16 protein-coding genes are annotated in these 14,273 nt (G+C 67.5%); 4 read left to right on the top strand and 12 right to left on the bottom strand.

What is annotated here, in order from left to right; genetic code table 11:
* Positions 1-53 precede the first annotated feature (53 nt).
* Positions 54-1,310 carry a Tol-Pal system beta propeller repeat protein TolB gene (tolB, locus tag O5M90_RS07200; protein ID WP_269840509.1) on the bottom strand — a complete coding sequence of 419 codons (1,257 nt, stop codon included), beginning with the start codon at positions 1,308-1,310 and terminating at the stop codon, positions 54-56.
* A gap of 168 nt (positions 1,311-1,478) precedes the next feature.
* Here tolB and O5M90_RS07205 point away from each other — a divergent pair, with 168 nt between their 5' ends.
* The 3 genes from O5M90_RS07205 (at position 1,479) to O5M90_RS07215 (ending at position 3,828) form a co-directional block, all read left to right on the top strand.
* On the top strand, positions 1,479-2,087 hold the full coding sequence (locus tag O5M90_RS07205; protein ID WP_269840510.1) for a peroxidase-related enzyme: 609 nt from the start codon (positions 1,479-1,481) through the stop codon (positions 2,085-2,087).
* A gap of 107 nt (positions 2,088-2,194) precedes the next feature.
* Entirely contained in the window at positions 2,195-3,082 is an 888-nt protein-coding gene (locus O5M90_RS07210) for an amino acid ABC transporter substrate-binding protein (protein ID WP_269840511.1), read from the top strand.
* 8 nt (positions 3,083-3,090) lie between these two features.
* Positions 3,091-3,828 (top strand): aspartate/glutamate racemase family protein, encoded by a 738-nt coding sequence (locus tag O5M90_RS07215; RefSeq protein ID WP_137941844.1) that lies wholly within the window; start codon positions 3,091-3,093, stop codon positions 3,826-3,828.
* Here the strand turns inward: O5M90_RS07215 and O5M90_RS07220 are convergent.
* The 10 genes from O5M90_RS07220 to O5M90_RS07265 all read right to left on the bottom strand — a co-directional run bounded on the left by O5M90_RS07220 (position 3,779) and on the right by O5M90_RS07265 (position 12,237).
* On the bottom strand, positions 3,779-4,678 hold the full coding sequence (locus O5M90_RS07220; RefSeq protein ID WP_269840512.1) for a LysR family transcriptional regulator: 900 nt from the start codon (positions 4,676-4,678) through the stop codon (positions 3,779-3,781). The genes O5M90_RS07215 and O5M90_RS07220 overlap by 50 nt on opposite strands.
* Positions 4,679-4,688: 10 nt before the next feature.
* Positions 4,689-6,182, bottom strand: a complete 1,494-nt coding sequence (rng, locus tag O5M90_RS07225; protein WP_137941842.1) for a ribonuclease G — start codon at positions 6,180-6,182, stop codon at positions 4,689-4,691.
* Positions 6,183-6,265: 83 nt separating this feature from the next.
* Positions 6,266-6,862: a Maf family protein gene (locus O5M90_RS07230; RefSeq protein WP_269840648.1), complete on the bottom strand. Its 597-nt coding sequence runs from the start codon at positions 6,860-6,862 to the stop codon at positions 6,266-6,268.
* A 10-nt stretch (positions 6,863-6,872) separates the two neighbouring features.
* Complete coding sequence (gene rlmH, locus O5M90_RS07235) at positions 6,873-7,343, bottom strand: 23S rRNA (pseudouridine(1915)-N(3))-methyltransferase RlmH (protein ID WP_269840513.1); 471 nt, start codon at positions 7,341-7,343, stop codon at positions 6,873-6,875.
* Positions 7,343-8,050 carry a ribosome silencing factor gene (gene rsfS / locus O5M90_RS07240; protein WP_269840514.1) on the bottom strand — a complete coding sequence of 236 codons (708 nt, stop codon included), beginning with the start codon at positions 8,048-8,050 and terminating at the stop codon, positions 7,343-7,345. The genes rlmH and rsfS overlap by 1 nt, the downstream gene beginning before the upstream one ends.
* Positions 8,051-8,677 (bottom strand): nicotinate-nucleotide adenylyltransferase, encoded by a 627-nt coding sequence (nadD, locus tag O5M90_RS07245; protein ID WP_269840515.1) that lies wholly within the window; start codon positions 8,675-8,677, stop codon positions 8,051-8,053. It abuts the gene before it with no gap.
* Positions 8,668-9,603, bottom strand: a complete 936-nt coding sequence (gene hemF, locus O5M90_RS07250; protein WP_137941916.1) for an oxygen-dependent coproporphyrinogen oxidase — start codon at positions 9,601-9,603, stop codon at positions 8,668-8,670. Before hemF ends, nadD begins: the two co-directional genes overlap by 10 nt.
* Entirely contained in the window at positions 9,603-10,235 is a 633-nt protein-coding gene (locus O5M90_RS07255) for a 1-acyl-sn-glycerol-3-phosphate acyltransferase (protein ID WP_269840516.1), read from the bottom strand. Before O5M90_RS07255 ends, hemF begins: the two co-directional genes overlap by 1 nt.
* Entirely contained in the window at positions 10,232-11,512 is a 1,281-nt protein-coding gene (purD, locus tag O5M90_RS07260) for a phosphoribosylamine--glycine ligase (RefSeq protein ID WP_269840517.1), read from the bottom strand. The genes O5M90_RS07255 and purD overlap by 4 nt, the downstream gene beginning before the upstream one ends.
* Complete coding sequence (locus O5M90_RS07265; protein WP_269840518.1) at positions 11,509-12,237, bottom strand: YebC/PmpR family DNA-binding transcriptional regulator; 729 nt, start codon at positions 12,235-12,237, stop codon at positions 11,509-11,511. The genes purD and O5M90_RS07265 overlap by 4 nt, the downstream gene beginning before the upstream one ends.
* A gap of 110 nt (positions 12,238-12,347) precedes the next feature.
* On the opposite strand from O5M90_RS07265, the gene O5M90_RS07270 reads away from it, so the two are divergent.
* On the top strand, positions 12,348-13,877 hold the full coding sequence (locus tag O5M90_RS07270) for a helicase HerA-like domain-containing protein (RefSeq protein ID WP_269840519.1): 1,530 nt from the start codon (positions 12,348-12,350) through the stop codon (positions 13,875-13,877).
* A 2-nt stretch (positions 13,878-13,879) separates the two neighbouring features.
* Here O5M90_RS07270 and O5M90_RS07275 read toward each other — a convergent pair whose 3' ends face one another.
* Positions 13,880-14,143, bottom strand: coding sequence for a DUF2798 domain-containing protein (locus O5M90_RS07275; RefSeq protein WP_262969496.1), 264 nt, complete (start codon positions 14,141-14,143; stop codon positions 13,880-13,882).
* Between the last annotated feature and the right edge of the window lie 130 nt (positions 14,144-14,273).

The raw sequence follows: 14,273 nt of genomic DNA on the forward strand, positions 1-14,273 counted from the left end.
CCTAAGGAAATCGCCTTGCCCTCGCAAAGCGGCATGAAATTCAATCGTTGCCCTCAGCGCCCGAACGGGCCCCAGGTCGGCTCGCGCACATCGGCCGCAGTCGACACCAGCTTGGCCTTGATGCGGCCGTCCAGTGTCGTGGTCATCAGCACATCCTTGCCGCCGACGCGGGTCGCGTAGACCAGCAAACGCCCGTTCGGCGCGAAGCTCGGGCTCTCGTCGTCGCTGGTATCGCTGATCTGCTGCACCGCGCCGCTGGCCAGGTCCATCACGCTGAGGCGGAACGCGCCGCCGTTGCGGGTGATGTAGGCCAGGGTCTTGCCGTCCGGGCTGATGGCCGGGCTGATGTTGTAGCTGCCGTTGAAGCTGACGCGCGCAGGCGCACCGCCGGCCACCGGCATGCGGTAGATCTGCGGGCTGCCGCCGCGGTCGCTGACGAAGAACAGGGTCTGGCCGTCCGGCGCGAACACCGGCTCGGTGTCGATCGCCGAGCTCTGCGTCAGCCGGCGCAGGCCCGAGCCATTGCGGTTCATCATGAAGAGCTGGGAGCCGCCCTCGCGCGACAGGGTCAGCGCCAGTTGCTGGCCGTCCGGCGAGAAAGCCGGCGCGCTGTTGCTGCCGCGGAAATCGGCCAGCACACGGCGCTTGCCGGTCGACAGGTCCTGCACCCAGACCACCGCCTTGCGGCTCTCGAAGGAGACATAGGCCAGCTCGCGACCGTCGGGCGACCAGGTCGGCGAAATGATCGGATCGGGACTGCCCAGCGCCACCTGGCCGCCCTCACCGTCGGCATCGGTGATGCGCAGCGAGTAGCGACCGCCGGCCTTGGTCACATAAGCCATGCGGGTCGCGAACACGCCGCGCTCGCCGGTCAGCTTCTGGTAGATCGAATCGGCAATGCGGTGCGCGGCCAGACGCACATCGTCGGGCGCCACCGCATGGGCCTCGCCACCGAGGTCCTGGCCCTTGACCACGTCCCAGAGCTTGTGGCGCACATCGAAGCGGCCATCGGCCAGCCGCGTCACCGAACCGGCGGCCAGCGCATCGGCCTGGCGGCCGCGCCATTCGGACCAGTCGGGAGCGCTGTTCTCGGTCGGACCCGCCAGCGCCTCGATCAGGCGGAACTGGCCGCTGCGCTCCAGATCGCTGCGGATGATGGCCGACACCGGCTGGCCGCTGCGGGCCTCATCGCGGAACTCGGGAATGGCGATCGGCATCTGCGTCGCGCCGACGCCGGCAATCTCCACCCGGAACTGGGCCAGGGCCGGCAGGCTGAGCGCGGCGGCCGAGCCCAGCAGGCTGCGGCGCATCAGATCGATGGGGGGACGGGATAGCTTGTGTGCGGACATTCGACTCGCTGAGCATGAGCGCCCACGACGGACGCTGCCATTCAATGCAGCCCCGTATTTTGCCTGAGCCGGCTGAAGGCCCGCTGAGGCCGCTGGCTATCATGCTGCAAACAGTAACAAGAGGCCCCCATGAGCGAGACAAATTCCCAGCCCCCGTGCCGCTACCCGACCCCGGACCCCGCCGACCTCGGCGCCCTGCCCGACGATGTGCGCCAGCGCATTCTGGAGGTGCAGGAGAAGGCCGGCTTCGTGCCGAATGTGTTCCTCGCACTGGCGCGCCGTCCGGACGAGTTCCGGGCCTTCCTGGCCTATCACGACGCGCTGCTGCTGCGTGAGTCGGGTCTGAGCAAGGGTGAGCGCGAGATGATCATCGTCGCCACCAGCGGCGCCAACCAATGCCTGTATTGCGTGGTCGCGCACGGCGCCATCCTGCGCGTCTATGAGAAGGCACCGCGCCTGGCCGACCAGCTCGCGACCAATTACCGCAAGGCCGATATCACGCCGCGCCAGCACGCGATGCTGGACTTCGCGCTGAAGGTCTGCCTGCGCTCGGCCGAGGTCGGCGAGGACGACTACAGCGCCCTGCACGCCCATGGCTTCGACGACGAGGACATCTGGGACATCACCTCGATCACCGCGCTGTTCGGACTGTCAAACCGCCTGGCCAACACCATCTCGCTGCGGCCCAACGACGAGTTCTACCTGCTGGGCCGCCTGCCCCGTCCCGCCAAACCCTGAGGCTCGGTCATTAGTTGAACTTATGACCCCCGGTATAAACGCGATGAACACCGGGCGCTGCAATCCATAGCATGGGGGCTCTTCGTCAGCCCCACAAGGATTTCAGCATGCGTCTCTCGCCCCTCACCGTCCTGACCCTGCTCGGCGCCTGCGGCGCAGCCCTGGCGCAAACGCCGGCCACCTTGGACAAGATCAAGGCCAGCGGCAGCATGACCGTGGCTTACCGGGAATCGTCGATCCCCTTCTCCTACCTTGGCGGCGAGGGCCAGCCGGTCGGTTTCGGCTGGGAGATCTGCGGCAAGATCGTCGAGCAGGTCAGACGAGCGACCGGCCGCGCCGACCTGAAGGTCGCCACCCAGGCCGTGACCTCGCAAAACCGCATCCCGCTGCTGCAGAACGGCACGATAGACATCGAGTGCGGCTCGACCACCAACAACAGCGAGCGCGCCAAGCAGGTGGCCTTCGCGACCAACTACTTCTACACCGGCACCCGGCTGCTGGTGCGGGCCGGCTCGCCTATCAAGAGCACGGCCGATCTGAAGGGCAGGAAGGTGGTCTCGACCACCGGCACGACCAACTACCAGGTGCTGCGCAAGCTCAATGCCGAACAGAACCTCGGCTTCGAGCTGATCGCCGCCAAGGACCATGCCGAATCGGCCCTGCTGGTGCAGCAGCAGCGCGCCGATGCCTTCGGCATGGACGACATCCTGCTCTACGGCCTGCGCGCCAGCGCACAGAACCCGGCCGAGCTGGCAGTGGTCGGCGAGGCCCTGCAGGTCGAGCCCTACGCCATCATGCTGCGCCGCGACGACCCGGCCTTCAAGAAACTGGTCGACGACACCCTGGCCGGCCTGATGAAGAGCGGCGAGTTCGAGGCGCTCTACAAGAAGTGGTTCCAGTCGCCGATCCCGCCCAAGGGCATCAATCTGAACGCGCCGATGAGCCAGGAATTGCAGGACAACCTGAAGGCCTTGTCGGACAAGCCGGCGCTCTGAGAACCCCGATGCTTGCAGTTGTAGATACCGATGTGGTGGGTGTGCTGGGCGGCATGGGGCCGCTGGCTTCGCTGGACTTCATGCACAAGATGCTGGCGGCCACGCCGGCCGCGCGCGACCAGGAGCATGTGCCGGTGGTGCTGAGCTCCATCCCCCAGGTGCCGGACCGCACCGAGGCCTTCCGTGGCGAGGGCGACTCGCCGCTGGCGGCCATGCTGGCCAGCGGCCGGCGCCTGCGCGATGCCGGTGCCGGCCTGGTCGTGATGCCCTGCAACACCGCCCATCTGTGGTTCGATGAGCTGCAGGCCGCGCTGGGCCTGCCGATGCTGCATCTGGTCGATGCGGCGCTGGAAGACGCGGTGGCCAGCGCCGGGCTCAGCGCGCGCATCGGCCTGCTGGCCACCGACGCGACCCTGGCCTCGGGCCTCTACCTGAACCGCCCGGCCTCGCAGCAGGTGCAATGGCTGCTGCCCACGGCCAGCGAGATGCTGGACTGGGTGATGCCGGGCATCCAGGCTGTCAAGGCCGGACGGCTGGGCGAAGCATCCGCGCTGCTGCTGCGCGCGGCGACGGCGTTGCAGCGGCGCGGTGCGGCGGCCCTGGTGCTCGGCTGCACCGAGATCCCCTTGGTCTTGACGACTGCGAACGCGCCGGTGCCGGTGATCGATGCCACGGCCGCGCTGGCGCGCCGCGCGGTCAGCTGGTCCTTGAGCCAGCGTCCGTCACTTCACGAAACGCCGCAATAAAGTCCGCCACCGGCTGCGGCGAGCGCAGGCCTTGTGGCAGCAGCGCCCGCACCTCGACCGGCACCTCGGGCAGCAAGGCGCGCACATGCAGCGTGTCGCTCTGGCTGGCCTGGGCGGTGAAGGAGTCGATGATGGCCGGGCCGAAGCCCTGCTCGGCCAGCACCATCGCGATATGGTGGGTCTGCACCGTGATGCCGGCCTGCGGCGCCATCTCCAGCCGCGCCCATTGATCGGCCAGCATCGCGCCCAGGGGATCGCGCTCGTCGATGCGTATCAAGGGCGCGCGCAAGACCTCCTCCATCGTCACGGTCGCGCGCTTGTCGGCGCCGGCACCGCCAACCCGCGAGACGCAGACCAGGCGGCCGGTGGCCACCAGTTCCTCGTGCACGGCCGCATGGCCCGGGCTGCCGTAGACGATGCCCACATCGCCCTCCTGCAGCGCGATCGCACGGGCGATCTCGTTTGAGTGCAGGCTGCGTATGGACACCGGCATGTCCGGGTAACGGGCCCGGAAACGCTGCAAGGCATCCGGCAAGGCCCGCACCGCCAGCGAAGGCACCACCAGCACACGCAGCTCGCTGTCGGCCCCGCCGCCCAGCGCCACCGCCAGCCGGCGCACCGACTCCAGCTGAGACATCAGGCGCTGCACCTCGGGATACAGCGCCAGGGCTTCGCGCGTAGGCACGAGGCGCTGGCGCTGGCGGGTGAACAGCACATAGCCGAGCTGCTGCTCGGCATGCTGCAGCGCCTGGGTCACGGCCGGCTGGGTCACATGCAGCAGCCGCGCGGCGCCGCTGACCGTGCCAGTCAGCATCACCGCATTGAACACCTCGATGGCCTTCAGTCGCATCGCCCGATGCTCAGAGCAGCACGATGTCGTAATGCTCGGTCTGGTTGGCCGGCTCGGCGGTCAGCGAGATGGGCTTGCCGATGAAGTCCGACAGGCCGGCCAGATGCTGGCTCTCCTCGTCCAGCAGCATCTCGACCACATTGGCAGCAGCGACGACGCGGAATTCCTTAGGTGAGAACTGGCGCGCCTCGCGCAGGATCTCGCGCATGATGTCGTAGCAGACGCTGCGCGCGGTCTTGATCTGGCCGCGGCCCTCGCAGGTCGGGCAGGGTTCGCACAGCATGCGGGCCAGCGATTCGCGGGTGCGCTTGCGCGTCATCTCGACCAGGCCCAGCTGGGTGAAGCCGCCCACCGTGACCTTGGTGCGGTCCTTGCTGAGCTGCTTGCGGAACTCGCTGAGCACCGCGCTCTTGTGCTCCTCGCGCGTCATGTCGATGAAGTCGACGATGATGATGCCACCCAGATTGCGCAGACGCAGCTGGCGGGCGATCGCGCCGGCCGCCTCCAGATTGGTCTTGAAGATGGTGTCGTCGAAATTGCGCGCGCCGACGAAGCCGCCGGTGTTGACATCCACCGTGGTCATCGCCTCGGTCTGGTCGACGATCAGATAGCCGCCCGACTTCAGATCGACGCGGCGCGCCAGCGCCCGCACCAGCTCGGCATCGATATTGTTCAGATCGAAGATTGGCCGCTCGCCACGGTAATGCTCGAGCTTGGCGGTCGCTGCCGGCATATAGAGCTCGCCGAAGGCATGCAGCACCTCGTACTGCATCTTCGAGTCGATGCGGATCGAGCCGGTGCGCTCGCTGACCAGATCGCGCAGCACCCGCTCGACCAGGCTCAGGTCCTGGTGCAGCAAGGTGCCGGGCGGCGAGCGGTGCGCGCGCTCGCGGATCAGCGCCCAGGTCTTGCGCAGATAGGCGATGTCGGTGGCCAGTTCCTCGTCGCTGGCATCCTCGGCGTTGGTGCGCAGGATGAAGCCACCGCCACCGCTGCCGCCGCCGTTGTCAGCCGGCGTGCCGACCAGGGCCTGCATGCGCGCGCGCAAAGCCTCGCGCGCCTCGGGCGAACCGATCTTCTGCGAGATGCCGATATGGTCGTCCTGCGGCAGATGGACCAGCATGCGGCCGGCGATGCTGATCTGGGTCGACAGCCGCGCGCCCTTGGTGCCGATCGGGTCCTTGATCACCTGCACGGTCAAGGCCTGACCCTCGAACACCAGGCGCTCGATCGGCACCGCCGTGCCCGCCTCGGCATGATGGCTGCGCGGGCTGACACCGGCGACATGCAGATCGGCCACATGCAGAAAGGCCGCCCGCTCCAGGCCGATGTCGATGAAGGCCGACTGCATGCCCGGCAGCACCCGCGCGACCTTGCCCGAGTAGACATTGCCCACCAGGCCGCGCTCCAGCGTGCGTTCGATGTGCAGCTCCTGCACCGAGCCGTTTTCGACCACGGCCACCCGGGTCTCCTGCGGAGACCAGTTGATCAGAATATCTTCCATAGCTTGTGTCTCCATAACCGGGGCTCTGTGTCCCCGGTCAAGCACTGTCGGCAGGCGCGCGGCCTGGCGACAAGACTCGGTCCTCAGAGCTCGAAACCGGCGCCGCGCAAGAGCTGGGCGGTCTCGAACAAGGGCAGACCCATGATGCCTGAATATGAGCCGTCGATGTGTTCGATCCATCCTGCTATCTGGCTCTGGATCGCATAGGCCCCGGCCTTACCCATCGGCTCGCCGCTGGCCACGTAGCGCTGCAGCAGCGCGTCGGGCACGGCGGCAAAGCGCACATGGGAAACACTGACACTCAGCGCCTGCTGACCATCGCCCCAGGCCAGCGCCACCGCCGTCAGCACGCGATGCGTGTGGCCGGACAAACGCTTGAGCATGGCCAGCGCATGCTCGGCGTCGGCCGGCTTGCCGAGGATGGCCGTGCCCAGCGCCACCGTGGTGTCCGAGCACAGGATGGGCGCTGCGGGCAGGCCGCGTGCGGCGCGCCGCAGCACCGCCGCATTGAGCTTGTTCTGCGTCGCGCGCCGCACATAGGCCTCGGGCAGCTCGCCAGCCTGCTCGGCCTCCAGCGCCTCGGCATCCTCGTCAGCGCCGGGCAGCAGCAGCTCATGGGAGACGCCCAGCTGATCGAGCAATTGGCGGCGGCGCGGGCTTTGCGAAGCGAGATAAATCATCGGGGCGCGCTCACTCACGGTGATAGGGATGGCCGGCCATCACCGACCAGGCGCGGTACAGCGCCTCGGCCAGCAGCACGCGCACAAAAGCGTGCGGCAGGGTCAGGTCGGACAGGCGCAGCGTCTCGTCGGCCGTGGCCTTCAGCGCCGGGTCGAGGCCGTCGGGGCCGCCGATGAAGATGGCCACATCGCGGCCATCGCCCTTCCAGCGCTCCAGGCGCTGCGCCAGCTGCACGGTGGTGACACGGTCGCCGCGTTCATCGAGGATGACACGGCGCACGCTCTTGGGCAGCGCGGCCTCCAAACGCTGGGCTTCGGCCGCCATCAGCTGCTCGGTGCTCTTGCCGGCGGTGCGCGGCTCGGCCTTGACGGCCTTCAGTTCCAGCCGCATCTCGGGCGGGAAGCGCTTGGCGAACTCCTCGTAAGCCGTGTCGGCCCAGGCCGGCTGGCGCTGGCCCACGGCCACCAGCAGCAGCCGCATCAGGCGCGGGCGGCCTTCTTGGCCGCAGCCTTCACCGGGGCGGCCTTCTTCGCTGCCGGGCGGGCAGCCGCCTTCGCAGCGGTTTTCGCGGCGGTCTTCTTGGCGGCAGGCTTAGGCGTGCCGACCTTGATGGTCTTGACGGCCGGGGCCTTGGTGGCCGTTGTGGTCTTGACGCCAACGGTGCGGGTCACGCCCTTCTTCGCCGGCACGGCCTTCTTGGCAGCAGGCTTGGCGGTCGCCGAGGTCTTCTTCGCGGCAGGCTTCTTGACGGCCGCAGGCGCAGCCTTGGCTGTCGTCTTCTTCGCAGCCGGCTTCTTGGCCGGGGCCTCGTCTTCGGAGGCCTTGACCAGCTTGGTCTCGCTGTCGCCGAGCTTGAGCTTGACCGGCTTGTCGCCCCAGATCTCTTCGAGGTGGTAGTAGTCGCGGATCGCGGGCTGCATCACATGGACGACGGCGGCGCCGCAGTCGACGATGATCCACTCACCGTTCTCCTCACCTTCCATGCGCATCACGTCCATGCCGCGTTCCTTGACCGTCACGCGCACGCTGGACGCGAGGGCCTTGGTCTGGCGGTTGCTGGTGCCCGAGGCGATGATCACGCGCTCGAACAAGGGCGACAGATGCTCGGTGTTGAAGACCACGATGTTCTGGGCCTTCACGTCTTCCAGACCATCGACGATGGCACGTTGCAGTTTACGAATGTCCATTCAGTTCTCGCTTCTTTGGGCCGCAGCCTCGTAAAGACGATGGAGGGCAATATAACCCGCTACCGCCTCGCCCACCATGGGGCGTATGTCCTCGCCACGCGACGCCATGTCGCGCACTTGGGTTGATGAATAAGCCAGGGCCGGCATCGCCAGCCTCAGCATCCGGTGCGGCTGACCCTGCAGCTCGGCCGAAGCCTGGATGGCCTGGCCGTCGCGCGCCGCCACCGCCAGGGTGACCAGGCCCAGCAGCTCGCGCCATTCGCGCCAGGTGTGCAGCCGCGCGTACTGGTCCTGGCCGATCAGCAGGAACAGCTGCTCATCGGGCCGGGCCGCCAGCCGCGCGCGCACCGTGTCTATCGTGTAGCTGGCGCCGTCGCGCTCCAGCTCGCTGTCGTCGACCGCGAAACGCGGCTCACCCGCCACCATCAGCGCGACCATCGCGCGCCGGTGTTCGGGCGAGGCCAGGCCCCGCCCCGCCCCGTCCTGCAATTTCTGCCAGGGCCGACCGGCCGGCAGCCACAGCAGCTGGTCCAGGCCCAGTTGCTCCAGTGCGCAGCGTGCCAGGCTCAGATGGGCCAGATGGACCGGGTCGAAGCTGCCGCCGAACAGCCCGGTCTTCAAAGCCATAAATGCCCGGCCTGCTCATGGGCCCAGTCGCGTGGACGCAGGAAGTCCGTGTACAGCTTGGCCTCCAGGGTGCCGGGCTCGGGCGCGTACTGATAGCGCCATTTGACGATGGGCGGCATCGACATCAGGATCGATTCTGTGCGCCCACCCGACTGCAGGCCGAACAGGGTGCCACGGTCGAAAACCAGGTTGAACTCGACATAGCGGCCGCGCCGGTAGGCCTGGAAGTCGCGCTCGCGCTCGGTATAGGGCAGGCCCTGGCGGCGTTCGACGATGGGCATATAAGCGGGCAGGAAGGCATCGCCGACCGAGCGCAGCATCGCGAACGCGGCCTCGAAACCGCCGTCCGCATAATCATCGAAGAAGATGCCGCCGATGCCACGCGGCTCGTTGCGATGCTTCAGGAAAAAGTACTCGTCGCACCAGGTCTTGAAACGCGGATAGAGCTGCTCGCCATGCGGCTTCAGGGCCGCCTCGCAGGTACGATGGAAATGCTGCGCATCGCGCTCGAAGCCGTAGTAGGGCGTCAGGTCCATGCCACCGCCGAACCAGACCACCGGCGCACGGTCCGCCGGCAGCGCCGCGAACATGCGCACATTCATGTGCACGGTCGGCACAAAGGGGTTGTGCGGGTGCATCACCAGCGAGACGCCCATGGCCTCGAAGGGCGAGCCGGCCAGCTCGGGCCGGTGCTGGGTGGCCGAGGGCGGCAAGACCCGACCCCGCACATGCGAGAAATTGCAGCCGCCGCGCTCCAGCAGTGCGCCGTTCTCGATCAGCTGGGTCAGGCCATCGCCCTCCAGCCGGCCGCCGGGCTCGCGCTCCCAGCCGTCGCTGAGAAAGGGCTGGCCATCGGCCGCCTCGAAGCTGGAGACGATGGTCTGCTGCAGACCCAGCAAATACTCGCGGACCGCCAAGGTGTTCATCATGGATTGAGCCTCACCGGACTGGCCAGCTCGGGCCGTTTGCCACGTTTACCGGCCAGATACTGCGCCATCAGCGCAAAGTCCGCCTCGGCATTGCCACTGAGTTGCACGAACTGGGTCAGGCCCACGGTCTTGCTGGCGAAATCGAAGTAGGCCAGGCCCACCGGCACGCCGGCCTGCACCGCCACCTGATAGGCGCCGGAGCGCCAGCCGGCGCTCAGCGAGCGCGTGCCCTCGGGCGCGGCGGCCAGCCAGAAGCTGCGCCCCTCGGCGCGCGCCGCCTGCAGCTGCGCCACCGTTCCGCCGACCAGGCCCTGCTTGCTGCGCCGCTCCACCGCGACGCCGCCCAGCCAGCGCAGCCAGCGGCCGAACAGCGGCAGGCCGAACAGGCTGTTCTTGACCCAGAAACGCAGCTCCAGCCCCAGCGCCCATTTGGACATCAGGCCCAGCACAAAGTCCCAGTTCGAGGTGTGCGGATAGACCAGGATCACGCCCTGCGGCCCCGGCAACCCGTCGAACAGCAGACGCCAGCCGGCCAGGCGCAGCAGCGAGCGTGCCAGCGCATGGCCTTGCGGCTGCACCGGCATCGCGCCGGAGATGGCTTGCGGCCCGGCGGAGAAGCTCGCGCTCAACGCTTCACCGCCCGGTGGCCGATGTCGCGGCGGAACTGCTTGCCCTCGAACTGGATATTGACCAGGCTGTCATAGGCCAGTTGCTGCGCCTTGCGCACCGACTCGCCCAACGCCGTCACGCACAGCACACGGCCACCCGAGGTCTGCAACTGGCCGTCGACCTCGGCCGTGCCGGCGTGGAAGACCATCGCATCCTCCGCGTCGGCCGGCAGGCCGGTGATCGCATCGCCCTTGCGCGGCGACAGCGGATAGCCGTGGGCGGCCATCACCACACCCAGCGCCACACGGCGGTCCCATTGCAGCTCGACCTGGTCCAGCGTGCCGTCGGTGGCCTGCAGCAGCACCTCCAGCAGATCGCTCTTGAGCCGCATCATGATGGGCTGTGTCTCCGGGTCGCCCATGCGGGTGTTGAACTCGACCGTGCGCGGCTGGCCGTGCTCGTCGATCATCAGCCCGGCATAGAGAAAACCGGTGAAGGGGATGCCGTCTCTGGCCATGCCCTGGATGGTGGGCATGATGATCTCGTGCATCGCCTTCGCATGCACATTGGGCGTCACCACCGGGGCCGGCGAGTAGGCACCCATGCCGCCGGTGTTGGGGCCCTCGTCACCGTCCAGCAAGCGCTTGTGATCCTGGCTGGTGGCCAGCGAGACGACGTTCTTGCCGTCGCACAGCACGATGAAGCTGGCTTCCTCACCGCTCAGGAACTGCTCGATGACGACGCGCGCGCCGCCTTCGTTGTGGACCACGCCCAGCTTGTTGTCCGCCAGGATCCAGTCGATCGCCTCGTGCGCCTGCTCAAGACTGGTCGCGACGACCACGCCCTTGCCAGCCGCCAGGCCGTCGGCCTTGATGACGATAGGCGCACCCTGCACATCCACATAGGCATGGGCTGCCACCGCGTCGCTGAAGACCTCATAGGCCGCCGTCGGGATGCCGTGGCGCTTCATGAAGTCCTTGGCGAAGGCCTTGGAGCTCTCCAGCTGCGCGGCCGCCTTGGTCGGGCCGAAGATGCGCAGGCCGCGGGCGCGGAACTCGTCGACGACGCCGGCGGCCAGATAGGCCTCGGGGCCGACCACGGTCAGCGCGATCTTCTCGGCCTCGGCGAAGTCGGCCAGCGCCTTCACGTCGGTGATCAGGATATTCTTCAGCAGCGGGTCGCGGGCCGTGCCGCCATTGCCCGGAGCGACAAAGACCTGGCTGACCCGCTCACCCTGGGCCAGCTTCCAGGCCAGGGCATGTTCACGGCCGCCGTTGCCAAGCACGAGAACTTTCATGCGGCCTCGATGCTCGCGTTGTGGAACACATCCTGGACATCGTCCAGGTCTTCCAGCACATCCAGCAGTTTTTGCATGCGTTCGGCGTCCTCGCCCGTCAGTTCAATCGTGTTGTCCGGCCGCATCGTCACCTCGGCCACCTCGGGCCTCAGGCCGGCGGCCTCGAGCGCGTTCTTGACGGCCTCGAAGGCCGGTGCCGGCGTCAGCACCTCGATGGCGCCATCGTCGTCGGTGATCACATCGTCGGCGCCGGCTTCCAGCGCCACCTCCATGATCTTGTCCTCGGAGCTGCCCGGGGCAAAGATCAGCTGGCCGCAATGCTTGAACTGGAAGGCCACCGCGCCCTCGGTGCCCATGCTGCCGCCGTACTTGCTGAAGGCGTGGCGCACCTCGGCCACGGTGCGGACCCGGTTGTCGGTCATCGTGTCGATGATGATGGCCGCGCCACCGAAGCCATAGCCTTCGTAGCGGATTTCCTCGTAATTGACGCCTTCGAGGGCGCCGGAGGCCTTGTCGATGTTGTACTTGATGCGGTCGGCCGGCATGTTCGCGGCCTTGGCCTTGTCCACGGCCAGGCGCAGGCGCGGGTTCTCCTTGACATCACCGCCGCCCTGGCGGGCCGCGACGGTGATTTCACGGATGATGCGGGTCCAGATCTTGCCGCGCTTCTCGTCCTGACGACCTTTGCGGTGCTGAATATTGGCCCATTTGGAATGCCCTGCCATTGCCTGCTTCTCCTGGCGAGCGCACCCCTTCGCATGCCGGGGGCGGCTCCATGTTTTGTTGGATAGACTGCGATTTTAGCCGCCGCCACCATATCTCCTGGAGAACCCCAATGGCCGACCCGATTCTGCTGGCTCGCAACGCGGCCACCGAGTGCCAGCTCTTGCCCGCGCTGGCGAACCGCCACGGCCTGATCACCGGCGCCACCGGCACCGGCAAGACCATCAGCCTGCAGTCGCTGGCCGAGAGCTTTTCCAAGCTCGGCGTGCCGGTCTTCATGGCCGACGTCAAGGGCGATCTGACCGGCATCTCGCAGACCGGCAAGCCCAGTGAGAAGCTGCTGGCGGTGCTGAAGGAGCGCGGCATCGAGCCGCCCGCGCCGATCGCCTGCCCCACCACCTTGTGGGATGTATTCGGCGAGCAGGGCCATCCGGTGCGCGCCACCGTCTCCGACATGGGCCCGTTGCTGCTGGCCCGCATGCTGGCGCTCAACGAGACCCAGCAAGGCGTGCTGCAGATGGTCTTCAAGATCGCTGACGATGCAGGCCTCTTGCTGCTGGACCTGAAGGATTTGCGCGCGATGCTCCAGCATGTCGGCGACAACGCCGCGCAGTTCACCACCGAGTACGGCAATGTCTCGGCCGCCAGCGTCGGTGCGATCCAGCGCGGCCTGCTGCAGATCGAGGCCCAGGGCGGCGATCAGTTCTTTGGCGAGCCGATGCTCAATATCGCCGACTTCATGCAGACCGAGGCCGGCCAGGGCGTCATCAACATCCTGGCGGCAGACCGGCTGATGAATGCGCCGCGGCTGTACGCGACCTTTTTGCTGTGGATGCTGTCCGAGCTGTTCGAGACCCTGCCCGAGGTCGGTGACCTGGAGAAGCCCAAGCTGGTGTTCTTCTTCGACGAGGCGCATCTGCTGTTCAAGGAGGCGCCGGACGCGCTGGTCGAACGCATCGAGCTGGTGGTGCGCCTGGTGCGCTCCAAGGGCGTCGGCGTCTATTTCGTGACCCAGAACCCGCTGGACATCCCGGACACGGTGCTGGGCCAGCTGGGCAACCGGGTCCAGCATGCGCTGCGCGCCTTCACGCCGCGTGACCAGAAGGCCGTCAAGTCGGCCGCCGAGACCATGCGGCCCAAGCCAGGGCTGGACATAGCCGCGGCCATCACCGAGCTGGCGGTGGGCGAGGCCCTGGTCAGCCTGCTGGACGAGAAAGGCCGGCCCGGTATCACCGAGCGGGTCTTCGTGCTGCCGCCGGGCAGCCAGATCGGGCCGATCTTGGCCGAACAGCGCGCCGCGCTGATCAAGGGTTCGCTGGTGGCCGGCGTCTACGAAAAGCTGGTGGACCGCGAGTCAGCCTACGAGAAGCTCAAGGGCCGTACCGAGGCGACGATGGCCGATGAGGCCACGGCCGCGACGAACCAGGGCAAGCCCGGGCAGACGGCAGAAGACGGCGGCCTGATGGGCGGTCTCAAGGACATCCTGTTCGGCTCCACCGGCCCGCGCGGCGGGCGCCGCGAGGGCCTGGCGGAGACGGCGGCCAAGTCGGCGCTGCGCACGATGGGCTCGACCGTGGGCCGCGAGATCATCCGCGGCGTGCTGGGCAGCATCCTGGGCGGCGGCGCGAAGAAGCGCCGCTGAGCTCAGTCGGCCACCGTCGCGGCGACCAGCCTCAACACCAGCGGCCGCACCAGCATCACGCAGCAGAACGCCACCGGAAAGGCCAGCGCATAAGTGCCCAGCACCCGGCTCAGATAGCCCGGGCCGAGCCCGGTGTTGACGCCGACGATGACCAGGCACATCAGCATGGCCATGATGCCGGCCATATAGAAGGCGAATACCGCGGGCGTGAAGCGCTTGGGCAGGCCGCGTGCGGCCGTGATCTTGGACAAGGTGGGGTGATTCATAAGGGTCAGATAGGCATCAATGAAATGGGATTGGCGCCACTGTAGGCACGCAGGGCCTGGCTGATAAGCCCATCGGCACCCTGCTCACTCGATATCAAAAACATCGAATCAACCTCCATCAACAGCCATG

Origin of the sequence: Paucibacter sp. M5-1, from assembly GCF_027498415.2 — a bacterium.
Classification (GTDB): Bacteria; Pseudomonadota; Gammaproteobacteria; order Burkholderiales; family Burkholderiaceae_C; genus Roseateles_E.